The sequence below is a fragment of the Parasedimentitalea psychrophila genome (assembly GCF_030285785.1).
GTDB lineage: Bacteria > Pseudomonadota > Alphaproteobacteria > Rhodobacterales > Rhodobacteraceae > Parasedimentitalea > Parasedimentitalea psychrophila.
This window is the reverse complement of record NZ_CP127247.1, coordinates 314,091-327,490: the sequence shown is the minus strand read 5'-3', so window position 1 is coordinate 327,490 and position 13,400 is coordinate 314,091. Positions and strand designations below refer to the sequence as shown.

Annotated in this window: 12 protein-coding genes; all 12 read left to right on the top strand. The window is 59.8% G+C overall.

All coding sequences use genetic code 11. From position 1 onward, the window contains the following. Positions 1 to 17 precede the first annotated feature (17 nt). The 12 genes from QPJ95_RS01590 to QPJ95_RS01535 all read left to right on the top strand — a co-directional run bounded on the left by QPJ95_RS01590 (position 18) and on the right by QPJ95_RS01535 (position 13,380). A complete protein-coding gene (locus QPJ95_RS01590; protein WP_270918861.1) occupies positions 18 to 1,499 on the top strand; it encodes a monovalent cation/H+ antiporter subunit D family protein in 1,482 nt (493 codons plus the stop codon). Continuing rightward, positions 1,499 to 1,753: a hypothetical protein gene (locus QPJ95_RS01585; protein WP_270918860.1), complete on the top strand. Its 255-nt coding sequence runs from the start codon at positions 1,499 to 1,501 to the stop codon at positions 1,751 to 1,753. Before QPJ95_RS01590 ends, QPJ95_RS01585 begins: the two co-directional genes overlap by 1 nt. After that, complete coding sequence (locus QPJ95_RS01580) at positions 1,746 to 3,518, top strand: Na(+)/H(+) antiporter subunit D (RefSeq protein ID WP_270918859.1); 1,773 nt, start codon at positions 1,746 to 1,748, stop codon at positions 3,516 to 3,518. Before QPJ95_RS01585 ends, QPJ95_RS01580 begins: the two co-directional genes overlap by 8 nt. Further along, a complete protein-coding gene (locus tag QPJ95_RS01575; RefSeq protein ID WP_270918858.1) occupies positions 3,515 to 4,993 on the top strand; it encodes an NADH-quinone oxidoreductase subunit M in 1,479 nt (492 codons plus the stop codon). Before QPJ95_RS01580 ends, QPJ95_RS01575 begins: the two co-directional genes overlap by 4 nt. Positions 4,994 to 5,003: 10 nt before the next feature. Beyond that, the gene (locus tag QPJ95_RS01570) at positions 5,004 to 6,491 is read left to right on the top strand and encodes an NADH-quinone oxidoreductase subunit N (protein WP_270918857.1); all 1,488 of its coding nucleotides are present in this window, start codon (positions 5,004 to 5,006) and stop codon (positions 6,489 to 6,491) included. Between the two features lie 88 nt (positions 6,492 to 6,579). Beyond that, positions 6,580 to 6,942 carry an NADH-quinone oxidoreductase subunit A gene (locus tag QPJ95_RS01565; RefSeq protein WP_270918856.1) on the top strand — a complete coding sequence of 121 codons (363 nt, stop codon included), beginning with the start codon at positions 6,580 to 6,582 and terminating at the stop codon, positions 6,940 to 6,942. Beyond that, positions 6,930 to 7,439 (top strand): NuoB/complex I 20 kDa subunit family protein, encoded by a 510-nt coding sequence (locus tag QPJ95_RS01560; protein ID WP_270918855.1) that lies wholly within the window; start codon positions 6,930 to 6,932, stop codon positions 7,437 to 7,439. Before QPJ95_RS01565 ends, QPJ95_RS01560 begins: the two co-directional genes overlap by 13 nt. Beyond that, on the top strand, positions 7,439 to 7,951 hold the full coding sequence (locus tag QPJ95_RS01555; protein WP_270918854.1) for an NADH-quinone oxidoreductase subunit C: 513 nt from the start codon (positions 7,439 to 7,441) through the stop codon (positions 7,949 to 7,951). Before QPJ95_RS01560 ends, QPJ95_RS01555 begins: the two co-directional genes overlap by 1 nt. Then, positions 7,948 to 9,165, top strand: a complete 1,218-nt coding sequence (gene nuoD / locus QPJ95_RS01550; RefSeq protein WP_270918853.1) for an NADH dehydrogenase (quinone) subunit D — start codon at positions 7,948 to 7,950, stop codon at positions 9,163 to 9,165. The genes QPJ95_RS01555 and nuoD overlap by 4 nt, the downstream gene beginning before the upstream one ends. Further along, positions 9,162 to 9,674, top strand: a complete 513-nt coding sequence (locus QPJ95_RS01545) for an NADH-quinone oxidoreductase subunit NuoE family protein (protein WP_270918852.1) — start codon at positions 9,162 to 9,164, stop codon at positions 9,672 to 9,674. Before nuoD ends, QPJ95_RS01545 begins: the two co-directional genes overlap by 4 nt. Next, positions 9,671 to 10,930, top strand: a complete 1,260-nt coding sequence (nuoF, locus tag QPJ95_RS01540; RefSeq protein WP_270918851.1) for an NADH-quinone oxidoreductase subunit NuoF — start codon at positions 9,671 to 9,673, stop codon at positions 10,928 to 10,930. Before QPJ95_RS01545 ends, nuoF begins: the two co-directional genes overlap by 4 nt. A 14-nt stretch (positions 10,931 to 10,944) precedes the next feature. Then, a complete protein-coding gene (locus tag QPJ95_RS01535) occupies positions 10,945 to 13,380 on the top strand; it encodes a molybdopterin-dependent oxidoreductase (RefSeq protein ID WP_270918850.1) in 2,436 nt (811 codons plus the stop codon). Positions 13,381 to 13,400 lie beyond the last annotated feature (20 nt).

Below are 13,400 nucleotides of genomic sequence, written 5' to 3'. Positions count from 1 at the left end.
ATTTTTTGGAATTATTGTTGTTCATCAGACCTATACTGGCCATATTCGTCAGCCTGACGGCTGCTGTCTTGATCCTGTGTCTGCGCCATCAGGCCAACATTCGCGATACCGTGTCGGTGGTGGCGGCGGTGGTGAAATTTGCGATTGTGATCTCGCTGGCGCCGCTGGTGCTAGCGGGCGGCACCCATGATCTGACCCTGTTTGAGGTGCTGCCGGGGGTCACCTTTGCCTTTCGGGTTGATGCGCTGGGCATGGTTTTTGCAACGGTTTCCAGCCTGCTGTGGATTTTCGCAGCGCTGTACTCGATCGGCTATATGCGCAGCCAGAACGAACACGCCCAGACCCGGTTCTTTGCCGCCTTTGCGGTGTCACTGTCGGCCGCCGTGGGCGGTGCCTTTGCTGCCAATCTGTTCACCCTGGTGATCTTTTACGAGGTGCTGAGCCTGGTCACCTATCCGCTGGTCTACCACAAAGAGGACGCCACCAGTTGGGCAGGCAGTCGCCGCTATATGGTCTATCTGGTCGGGGCGTCGAAATCGCTGCTGCTGGCGGGCCTGGCGCTGACCTATCATCTGGCGGGCACTCTGGATTTCATGCCGCAGGGCCTGCTTAGCGGTGTTGATGCCTCGGGCGCGCTGTTCAGCGTGGTTTATTTTTGCTATCTGTTTGGATTTGCCAAGGCGGCGATCATGCCGTTTCATGCCTGGCTGCCAGCCGCGATGGTGGCGCCAACCCCGGTCAGTGCCCTGCTACATGCGGTGGCGGTGGTCAAAATGGGGGTGTTCTGCCTGCTGCGGGTGATTTTTCACGTCATGGGCGTGGACCTGATGGGCAGCCTTGGGCTTGGCATCGCCACTGCCTATCTGGTGTCCTTTACCATCGTCATGGCCTCGATCTATGCGCTGACACGCGATGATCTAAAGGCGCGGCTGGCCTATTCCACGGTCAGCCAGCTGTCTTATATCATCCTTGGTGCGGTGCTGCTGACGCCGATGGCAGCTGTTGGCGGCGTGACCCATATCGCCGCCCATGCATTTTCCAAAATCACCCTGTTTTTCTGTGCCGGATCAATCTACTGCGCCTCGCATCGTCGCAATATCAGCGATCTGGCCGGTATCGGGCGGCAATTGCCCTGGACGATGGGGGCGTTTTTCATTGGCTCGCTGGGGATGATAGGGCTGCCGCCAACAGGCGGTTTCATCAGCAAATGGTATCTGGTTCTGGGCTCGGCGCAGGCGGGCGAGATGGTGTTTCTGGCGGTTCTTCTGGTCAGTGCCGTGCTGAATGCCGCCTATTTCCTGCCGGTCACCTACACCGCCTTCTTTGAACCCGCCAAACCGCCACAGGATCAGTCTTTGGTGGCGATGCAGGAGGTGCGCGAGATCCCGATGGTCACGGTGCCACTGCTGGCCTCGGCGCTGCTGTCGGTGGCGCTGGGGCTGAACCCTGGTTTTTTTGTTGAACTGGCGCAGCTGGTTATGCGCGGGGCGGGATTGTGATGATTGCTCGGTTGGTGAATTTCTTTGGCGATAAGCGTCATGCAAAACTGCGCTGGCGGCTGTTACAGCTGGTGCTGGTGCTGGTTGTCATCGCCGACGTTCTGATGCCGCGCCCGCACGCGCAATACCCGTGGCAAGCCATCCCCGGCTACTCGGCGATTTTTGGTTTCATCAGCTGCGTCGCCATTATTTTCATCAGCAAATTCATCGGTCACAGCGGCGGCATTATGCGCAATGAGGATTATTATGACTGAGTGGCTGCATCCTGCCTTGCTGATGCTGCTTGGTGCGCTGGTGCTGCCCTTGCTGGCCGGGGTCTGGCAGAAACTGCTGTCGGTGCTGGTGCCTGTACTGGCGCTGATCAGCGTGGCGCAGATCACCCCTGGCAGTGCCGGACAGGTCCATTTTGCCGGGGTGGATCTGGTGCTGTTTCAGGCCGATCAGCTGTCGCTGGTGTTTGCCTGGGTGTTTGCGATCATGGCGGTGATTGGCAATATCTATGCCTGGCATATCAATGACACTGGCCAGCGGGTCTCGGCCTTGCTGTATATCGGCAGCGCTTTTGGCGTGGTCTTTGCCGGTGATTGGTTCACCCTGCTGGTGGCCTGGGAGGTGATGGCCTTTGCCTCGGCCTATCTGATTTTTGCCTCGGCCAATCGGGCTGCGGTGGCGGCTGGATTTCGCTATCTGATGGTGCATGTGGCCGGCGGAGTGCTGCTGTTTGGCGGCATCATATTACATGGGCTACAAACAGGGTCGTACCTGATTGGGCCGCTGGATCACGGGCAGGGCGGGCTGGCCTATAACCTGATCCTGATCTCCTTCATGCTGAACGCTGCCGTGCCGCCGCTGAGCGCCTGGCTGACGGATGCCTACCCCGAGGCGACGGTGACGGGGGCGGTGTTTCTCAGCGCCTTTACCACCAAAACCGCGGTTTATGTGCTGATCCGCAACTATCCCGGTGCCGAGGTGCTGGTGGGCTTTGGCGTGGCGATGGCGCTGTATGGCGTGGTGTTTGCGGTGCTGGAAAACGACTGCCGCCGGTTGCTGGGCTATCACATCATCAGTCAGGTGGGATACATGGTCGCTGCGGTGGGTATGGGAACCGAGATGGCGCTGAACGGTGCGACCTCGCACGCCTTTGCCCATATTCTGTATAAGGGGCTGCTGTTCATGGGGGCGGGGGCGGTGATCCTGATGACCGGGCGGCGCAAACTGACCGAGCTGGGCGGCTTGTACCGCACCATGCCGATCACGGTATTCCTGTATATGATCGGCGCCTTGGCGATCTCGGCGTTTCCGCTGTTCAGCGGATTTGTCAGCAAAAGCATGATCATTTCAGCTGCGGCTGGGGATCATCGCGCAGTGGTGGTGCTACTGCTGACGGTGGCTTCATCCGGCACCTTTTTGCACACCGGGCTAAAGCTGCCCTATTACATGTTCTTCGGCAAAGATTGCGGGCTGCGGCCATCTGAGCCACCGCTGAACATGCTGCTGGCAATGGGGCTGGCGGCGCTGTTCTGCATCGGCATCGGTCTGTTCCCGCAACTGCTATACGCCCAGTTGCCCTATCCCGTAGACTACCACCCCTACAGTGGCGCCCATGTGACCGAGAGTCTGGCGCTGCTGATGTTCACCCTGCTAGCCTTTGTGCTGTTCCTGAAATACCTGGATCCGGAGAAGACCATCAGTCTGGACACCGATTGGTTCTATCGACGTGGCGCCAGCTTGTTTATGTGGATCGCCCGCCGCCCGGTGCTGATCTGGGAGCAATGGCTGATCACGCTGGGGGACGGGGCCGGGCTGCGGCTGCTGCATCACCTGTCACGGCTCAGCCTGCGCATTGATACACGGGTGGTAGATGCCGCTGTAAACGGCGTGGCCGCCACCGCGCTGCGGCTTGGTAACTTGTTGCGCCATCTGCAAACCGGCATCGTATCGCATTACGCATGGGCGATGATTGCCGGGGTGACCCTGCTGCTTGGCTGGCCGATCTACGTCGCGATGGGCACCCCATGACGGGGCTGCCGGTTCTTAGCCTGCTGATCCTGCTGCCCGCTGTCGGCGCCGTGTTGCTGCCGTTTCTGCGCGCGGCGCAAACCGCCCGCTGGTGCGCCTTTGTCTTTTTGTTTGCCGATTTCCTGCTGGCGGTCTGGGCTCTGGTTGCCTTTGATGCCAGTTCAGCCGCGATGCAGTTTGGCGAGCACTATTCTTGGGTGCCGTCGCTGGGCATCAGCTATCGCCTGGGAGTGGACGGGATCAGCGTCTGGTTTGTGCTGCTGACGACTCTGCTGGGCTGGATCTGCGTGCTGGCGTCCTGGACGTCCATCACCACCCGTGTGCAAGAATTCATGACCTGCCTGCTGGCGATGCAGAGCCTGATGGTCGGAGTGTTCTGCGCGCTGGACATGATCCTGTTCTACATCCTGTGGGAGGCGATGCTGGTGCCGATGTATCTGATCATCGGCATCTGGGGCGGCGACAACCGGGTCTATGCGGCCTTCAAGTTCTTTCTCTATACGCTGGCCGGCAGCCTGCTGTTCCTGATCGGCATTCTGCTGCTCTATTTCAACGCAGGCCAGAGTTTTGATATGCTGGCGCTGATGGACGCGGACTATCCGTTGCAGCTGCAAATCTGGGTCTTTCTGGCCTTTCTGGTGGCTTTTGCGGTCAAGGTGCCGATGGTGCCACTGCACACCTGGCTGCCGGACGCCCATGTGCAGGCGCCAACGGCGGGCAGCATCATTCTGGCCGGGGTGCTGTTGAAAATGGGCGCCTATGGCTTTCTGCGGTTCTCGCTGCCAATGCTGCCCGATGCCTCGCATTATTTTGCGCCGATGATGATCGCGCTGTCCTCTGTGGCCATTGTCTATGGTGGGTTGCTGGCACTGGTTCAAAGCGACATCAAGAAGCTGATTGCCTATTCCAGCGTCAGCCACATGGGTTTTATCACCCTGGGCCTGTTCACATTTGACGCCATGGGCCTGTCGGGTGCGGTGATCCAGATGTTCAACCACGGCATCACCACCGGGGCGCTGTTTCTCTGTGTCGGGCTGATCTACCAGCGGAGCCATTCGCGAGAGATCACTGCCTATGGCGGCTTGATCAAGATGGTGCCGCTGTTTGGTATCCTGTTTGCGGCGTTCCTGCTGGCGTCGATGGCGCTGCCCGGCTTGAACGGCTTTATTGGCGAACTGCTGGTTCTTGCCGGGGCCTTTGGCGTCAGTGGCTGGGCCGGGGCCGCCGGGGTTCTTGGCGCGCTCATTGGTGCGGCCTATCTTCTGGGGGTCTACCGTCAGATGTTGCTGGGGCCGGCAACCGTGCCGGGGGGCGCAGTTCTGGGGGATTTGAACCCCCGCGAGCTGGCCTGTGCCCTGCCGCTGTTGCTGTTTGTGATCTGGTTCGGGCTCTACCCAAAGCCCTTTCTGACCATTCTGCAACCCTCGCTGGACCAGTTGATGATTCAGCTGACCCCATCGGCGGTGTCGCCATGAGGAGGGCGCCATGGATCTGACACTGATCAAGACTTCGGTGCTGCTCTCGGGGCCTGAGATTATCATTATTCTGGGGGCCTGCGTGGCGCTGATGCTGTCGCTGGTGCCGCGACCGGGGCAGGGCGGGTTGATTGCGGGCCTTAGTCTGCTGATGATCGCGCTGGCCGCCGGGATGAGCGCAACACTGGGCCACATGCCGCAATCGGCCTATCAGGGCATGTTTGTGATCGACGGGATCGCAACCTATTTCAAGCTGTTGATGTATCTGGGCACGGCGCTGACTGTGTTGATATCGGGCGGCTATCTGGCCACCGAGAACACCGACAAGGGTGAATATTACGTATTGCTGCTGTTTGCCCTGTCCGGGGCGATGATCATGGTGTCGGGCACCGATCTGCTGATCATCTACATCGGGATCGAGCTGCAGGCGCTGTCGATCTATGTGCTGGTGGGGTTCCTGACCAGAAATAGGCGCTCGAACGAGGCGGCGTTGAAATATGTCATCCTGGGCGCATTCTCCTCTGGGCTGCTGCTGTTCGGGCTGTCGCTGTTCTACGGGCTGACCGGCACCACCCAGCTGGACGCCATGGCGATAGCGCTGGGCAACGCCGAGACCGGTGATCCGCTGTTGGTGCTGGCCACCCTGTTGCTGCTGGTTGGCTTGCTGTTCAAGGTTGGTGCGGTGCCGTTTCACATGTGGTTGCCCGACATCTACGAGGGCGCGCCATCGCCGGTCACCGGGTTCATGTCCACCGTTGGAAAGGTTGCCGCTTTTGCGGTGATCCTGCGGCTGCTGATGCATGATCTTACATCGCTTGCCCCGATCTGGCGGGGCGCTGTGGTGGCTGTGGCGGTGCTGACTATGGCTGTGGGCAGCCTGGCGGCGCTGGTGCAGACCAATATCAAACGAATGCTGGCCTATTCCTCTATTGCCCACGGGGGCTTTTTGCTGCTGGGCCTGCTGGCAGGCGGTGACGACGGCATGGCCAGCGTGATGTTTTACCTGTTGGTCTTTACCTTGATGAACCTAGGCCTGTTTGCGGTGATCGTGCTGCTGAATCAAGGCGCCGCATGGGGCGAACCGATCTGGGATTTCAGCGGCCTGGCCAAGTCCCATCCGGGACTGGCGCTGATCACATTGGTGTTGCTGCTGTCACTGGCAGGCATCCCGCCGACTGGCGGATTCTTTGCCAAATTCTATGTACTGGTGGCATTGGTCGAGTCCGGCCAGGTCACGCTGGCAGTGATTGCGGTGCTGTTCAGCGCGGTTTCGGCCTGGTTCTACCTGCGCATCATCATGCTGATGTATATGGAGGAAACTGATCATCCGGCCCAGGTCTCGATGACCCCCGCCCTGCGTCTGGCCCTGGCGGTGACGCTGATTGGCACCGTGCTGACGGGGCTGTTTCCCGCCATGTTCCTTGACGCAGCCCAGACGGCCGCCCAGGCCGCAACTCAGGCCGCAACTCAGGCGGTGGCACAGGCGGGCTTGGGTTGAAATTGCCTACTTCGCTTTACCTTGTTCCTAAGGGCCCAGTGTCACGGTTTAAGAAAGAGAAACAGGGCCACAGCAATAAGGACAAGACATGCCTATTGATTTCCTGCCGGTGTTTTTGATGGTTGCGGTGGTTGTCGCATTGACGGCGTTCATCCTGACGCTGTCGCGACTGATCCGACCCAATAACCCATACCCCGAGAAAAACCGCCCCTATGAATGTGGCGTTGATCACGTGGGCGAGGCCTCGGCCGGGTTGTTCAAGGTGCAGTATTTCGTGATCGCCATCCTGTTTGTGATCTTCGATGTTGAAACCATGTTCCTGTTCCCCTGGGCCGTGGTCCTGCAGGACATGGGGCTGTTTGGCTATATCGAGATGTTTGTCTTCATCGTGCTGCTGCTGGTCGGCTTTGCCTATGCCTGGATCAAGGGGGCGCTGGAATGGGTGTCCTGAGCAACCGGTTTCAAGACAATGTGTTTTTCACCTCGTCCGATGCCCTCATAAACTGGAGCCGCAAGTCATCGCTGTGGCCGCAGACCTTCGGCATCGCCTGCTGCGCAATTGAGATGATCTCGGCCGGGTGTGCGCGTTATGATCTGGACCGGTTTGGAGTGGTGTTCCGCCCCTCGCCGCGGCAGTCGGATGTGATGATTGTGGCGGGCACCGTGACCCGCAAAATGGCGCCGATTGTGCGGCGTCTCTATGACCAGATGCCCGAGCCGCGTTACGTCATTGCCATGGGCACCTGCGCCATTTCCGGCGGGGTGTATAACACCTACGCAGTGGTGCAGGGGGTGGACCATGTGGTGCCGGTGGACATCCATGTCGCCGGTTGCCCGCCCCGCCCCGAGGCGCTGCTGCATGGGTTTGTTCAGCTGCAGGAAAAGATCACCGGCACCCGGGTTCTGCGGGTTCATCATCCCGATGACGCCGCGATGGAACCGTCCTGATGGTCGCGGATGATATGCCTCTTGCCGCAGTGTTGCAGGCCTATGACCAAAGGGTCAGCCTGGATCTAAGCGCCGCCGATATGCCCTGCCTGCTGGTGCCGCCGGCTGATCTGATTGCCCTGTGCCGCCAGTTGCGCGACGCGCCAGCGCTGCGGTTTGATTTCCTGTCGGATATCTGCGGCGTGGACATCTTTCCGCAAACACCACGTTTCATGCTGGTCTATCACCTGTTTTCCATCCCGCATAAAAGGCGGCTTCGGCTTAAGTGCCGCCTTAGCGAACAAGCCAGTGCCCCGACACTCACCCCGGTTTGGCCCACCGCCAATTGGCACGAGCGCGAGGCCTATGACATGTACGGCATCACCTTTGACGGCCACCCTGATCTGCGGCGGATCTACATGTGGGAGGGCTTTGATGGCTTCCCTATGCGGCGGGATTTCCCATTGCGGGGATACAAGGATGACTACAATCCCATGGGCGCCAAACACCCGCCAGACGAGGCGGCGGGATGACCGAGACAACTGTGCTCAGTGAGATCACCACCGACAGCGGCTTGTCGCGGGACGTGCTGCTGAATCTCGGCCCACAGCACCCCAGCACCCACGGCGTGTTGCGATTATTGCTACAGATGGACGGCGAGATCGTCGAACGGATAGAGCCGCATATCGGGCTGCTGCACCGGGGCACTGAAAAGCTGTTTGAGAGCTTTACCTATACCCAGATTTTCCCGCTGACCGACCGGCTCGACTACCTGTGCCCGCCGTCCAACAACTTGGGCTACGCGCTGGCGGTTGAGGGGCTGCTGGGGATCGAGGCGCCGGTGCGGGCGCAGTATATCCGGGTGATCATGGCCGAGCTGTCGCGGATCTCGGGGCATCTGCTGATCACCGGCGCCCTGCCGATGGACGTGGGGGCGATGACCTCGCTGCTCTATACCATGCGCGACCGGGAAATGGTGATGGACCTGATGGAGATGATCAGCGGTGTGCGGATGCATACCTCGTTCTGCCGGGTTGGCGGTGTGCGCGAGGATCTGCCCGAGGGCGCCGAGGCCCGAATACAGGAGTTCTGCGATATCTTCGCGGCGCGGATATCCGACTATGAGACCCTGCTGGAAAACAACCGGATCTTTCTGGCGCGGGTCGAAAATATCGGCAATATCACCGGCGAGGATGCCATAGCGCTGGGCCTAAGCGGCCCCAATCTGCGGGCCTCGGGGGTGGATTGGGACATTCGCCGCGATGCGCCTTATGAAATTTACGGTCAGGTTGAATTTGATGTCATCCTGCGTCAGGACGGCGATTGCTATGACCGGTGGAAGTGCCGGGTGGATGAGATGCGCGAAAGCCTGAAGATCATCCGCCAGTGTATTGGCCAGATGCCCAAGGGCGACATTCTGATTGATGATCCCAAAATTGCCTTCCCGGTGGACAAAGACCTGCTCGCCCACTCGATGGAGACCCACATCCACCATTTCCTGCTGTCCGCCAATGGCTTCAAGGTTCCGGCGGGTGAGTTCTATTCGGCGATTGAGGCCCCCAAGGGGGAGCTGGGCTATTACCTGATCTCGGATGGCAGCGAAAAACCATTCCGCCTCAAGGTACGCGCACCGTCCTTTGTCAATCTTCAGGCGCTGTGCGAACGCACCACCAATATCAAATATCTGGCCGATGTGATTGCCATGCTGGGCAGCCTGGATCCGGTGATGGGCGAGGTGGACAAATGAGCGATGCCCGCAGTCTGGCCGACATCAAAAGCGACCTTGCGGCACAGGTGCAGCAGGTGATGACGCGTTACCCAACGACCCGCAGCGCTATCATGCCGGCGCTGGATCTGGCGCAGCAAAAATATGGCGGCGTTGATGGTTTGACCTATCAGGCGGTGGCCGAACTGCTGGATGTCCCTGAAATCTGGGTGTTTGAGGTGGCCAGTTTCTATAGTCTCTATGACCGCGCCGCGAGTGGTCGCCACCACATCCGGCTCTGCACAAACCTGCCCTGCCTGCTGCGCGGGGCCGAGGCACTGATGATGTATCTGCAACAACGGCTGGACGTTGGCCCGGGTGAGACCACCGAGGATGGCCGTTTCACCCTGTCCGCAGTGGAATGCCTTGGCGCCTGTGAACAGGCCCCGGTTCTGATGGCAGACAAGCAGTACCACGGGGATCTGACCGCTGCAAAACTGGATGCGCTGCTGGCCTCGCTTGCGGATCAGCCCGCTGAGGATCTGTCATGAGCGAGCAGGTGCTGCTGAGAAACATCGACAACCCAAACGGCCATAAGATCGAGACCTATGAAGCCTCGGGCGGCTATCAGGGGCTGCGCACCGTGCTGCGTGACTTTGCCCCGGATGAGGTGATCGAGGAAGTGAAATCCGCCAACCTGCGCGGGCGCGGCGGTGCGGGCTTTCCCACCGGGCTAAAGTGGGGCTTTGTCCCCAAGGACAGCCCGCTGCCACGCTACCTGTGTTGCAACGCGGATGAGGGCGAGCCGGGCACCTTCAAGGACCGCATCCTGATGGAACGCGACCCGCATCAGTTGATCGAAGGCATGGTGATCGCCGCCTATGCCATCGGCTGCCGCACCGCGTATCTGTATATTCGCGGTGAATACCACCTGTCGATTGACCGCTGCCAACAGGCCATAGCGGCGGCCCATGCGCGGGGCTATCTGGGGGCAAACATACTGGACAGCGAGCACTCGCTGGAGATCCATATCCACAAGGGGGCCGGGGCCTATATCTGCGGCGAGGAAACCGCGATGTTGGAATCCATCGAGGGGCGGCGTGGCCAGCCAAAGCTGAAACCACCGTTCCCGGCGGTGGCGGGGCTGTACGAATGCCCGACTGTGGTCAACAATGTTGAAACCCTGGCCTGCCTGCCACATCTGTTTCGTCGTGGCGGCGAATGGTTTGCCTCTATCGGCCCGGATCATTCGCCGGGGCCAAAACTGTTCGGGCTCAGCGGCCAGGTGAAACGGCCAGGGGTGTATGAGCTGCCAATGGGTATGGCTCTGGGGGAAATGCTTGAGGTCCACGGCGGCGGCGCGCTGACTGGGAAGTTCAAGGCGGCGATCCCCGGCGGGGTCTCGGCACCGATGTTTCCGCGCAGCGCATTTGATGTGAAAATGGACTTTGGCTCGCTGGCGGCGGCGGGCAGCATGTTGGGGTCGGCAGGGGTTATCGGCTTGGATGAAACCGCCTCAATCCCGGTGGTGGCCCGCCGTATCACCGAGTTTTTCAGCCATGAGAGCTGTGGCAAATGCACCCCCTGCCGCGAGGGGCTGACCTGGGCCGCCAAGATCCTGCGCCGGATAGAGGCAGGCCAGGGGCAGCCGGGCGATGTGGAACAACTGGAAATGCTCTGCGGCGGTATTTTTGGCAACTCCTTTTGCGCCCTGGGCGACGGCGCGGCCTGGGCGCTGGGCGCGGCGCTGAAACATTTCCGGCCTGAATTCGATGCGCTGATCGCGGCACACTCACAGGCAGGCTGAAAGGATGCTTGACCATGGTAACCTGCATATTTGACGGTGAGACGATTGAGGTTGATCCCGGCACCACGATCCTGACCGCCGCCCGTCAGGTCGGCAGTGAAATCCCGACGTTTTGCTATCACGCGCGGCTGTCGCTGTCGGCCTCGTGTCGCATGTGTCTGGTCGAGGTCGAGGGCCGCAACAAGCTGGAACCGGCCTGTGCCACGGTGATCGCGCCTGACATGGTGATCCACAGCCAGTCCGCCAGGGTGGTCAGTACCCGTCAGGATATGCTGGAAATTCTGCTCGCCAATCATCCGCTGGATTGCCCGGTCTGCGACAAGGGCGGCGAATGTGAATTGCAGGATACGGTGTTTAAATACGGCAAAGGCGACTCTAGGCTGTTTGATCCCAAACGGGTGTTTCGCGAAACAGACATTGAGCTGAACAAGGTGATCGTGTTCAACGCCAACCGCTGCATCCAGTGCCAGCGCTGTGTACGGGTCTGCGAGGAAATCGTCGGCGATGTGGCGCTGGGCACCGCTGAACGGGGTCTGGACAGTGAAATCACCGGGGTCGGCAACAGCCTGAAAGACTGTAGCCATTGCGGCAATTGCATCGAGGTCTGTCCCGTCGGAGCGCTGATGAGCATTCCCTACCGCTATCAGGCGCGGCCCTGGGACCTAGCGAAAACCGAAACCATTTGCGGCATGTGCGGCACTGGCTGTTCACTGTCAGTGGAATTCGCTGGGGGCACTTTCAAACGGGTCAAAAGCGCCCCCGACACTGGTCTTAACAAAGAGCTGCTCTGCGCCAAGGGCCGCTTTGGCTTTGATGCCATCGACGGTGGGCGGCGGATTGAACAGCCGATGATCCGCAAGAACGGCGTGCTGGAACCGGCCAGCTGGGACGAGGCGATCGCCTGCATCGCCTGCAAAGCCTGGGAGGTCAAAGAGCGACAGGGCCGTATTCAGGGGCATATTTCACCACGCCAGACCAACGAGACCGGTTTTGTGTTTCAACATCTGATGCGGCGGGTGTTTGAAACCCAGGACATCCACTCCAGCACCCGGTTCAGCGGATTACACGCGCCAGATGCAGTCACTGCGCTGGCGCGTCTGGTGACGGGGCATATGCAGCGCAGACCCTTGCAGGAGCTGTTGGAAGCGGATTGTATTTTCCTGCTGGGGGCAAACATCACCGAGGAAAACCCGGTCTCGGGCTATCTGATAAGATCCGCCATGAAGGGCTCCGGTAAGCGGCTGATCATTGCCTCGTCCAGGCCTTGTGGTTTAGACCTTATCGCCACCGCCACATTGCGCCTGCTGCCGGGAAACGAGGGTGATCTATTGTCGCGGTTGATTGCTGAAACCCCTCAGGTTCAGGGCAATCCCACGGATGAGTTTGCCCATAGGGCTGCGGGGCTTCTGGCCGGGTCCAAGCATATCGCATTGCTGATCGGCAGTGAATTCATGCGATCCTCAAAGGCCACCGCGTGTCTAAGTTGGATAGAGCAGGCTGCTCGCCACTTTGGTGCGCAGGGCAAAAAACTCGGCTTGCAGTTTCTGTTTGATAGGCCAAACCAGTTGGGGCTCTGGGATATGGGCTGTCTTGCCGGGGTGGCGCCGGGCTGGCAGAACAGTCAGACACCATTGCCAATCAGCGATGATCCGGTTGACCTGCACTATGTTCTCGGCGCCGATCCCCTGCACAACAACCCGCACCCAGCACCTGATGCCAAACCGCCGTTTCTGGTTGTGCACAGCTCTCACTATAGCAAATCGGCTGAGCAGGCAGACGTGCTGTTGCCTGCACCATCTTATGGCGAGGAAGGCGGGACATATACCAACAATGAGGGACGGGCGCAGAGCCTGCGTTCTGTGCGCCCTCCAAAGCAGGATCTGCTGGGTGCCCGGCAGGTGTTCAATCTCATCTCCGGCGCCATGGGGCAGGGGGCACTACCCGTTGACGCAGATCAGGTCCGCGACAGGATTGCAGCCGAATACCCGGGGTTTGGTCAGTTTGATCAGGGTTTGGGCCGCACCATGGCGGCGATGGATTACCCTTGGCAAGAGGCAGATACCCTGTTGCAGGTGGTGGAAAATCCCCCATCAGACGACGGTGGGACGGGGCAGCGCCGTTACTTGCTGAGTGGCGATACCCTGTTTCAGTCAGGTCAGTTGGCGGCCCGATCCTCTGTTTTATCATCGCTGGACAAAGGCGCTTATGTGGAAATGAACCCAGGCGCAGGGCCCGAACACGCTTTTGAAGGTCTGAGGGTCACACTTTCCGCCGCCGGGCAAAGCTTTACCGCGCCGCTCAAAGTCAATCACAGCTTTGATGCCAAAACGGTTTTTGTCCCGGAGCGGTTTTTGAGGGAACATGGGCAGGATTTTCTATCCGGTGTTGAGTATCCTTGGCGGGTGGACGTGGCACTGTCTGGCTCCGGGGATCCATCCGAGACGGAGTGAAGCTGTCGCGGATGGGTTAA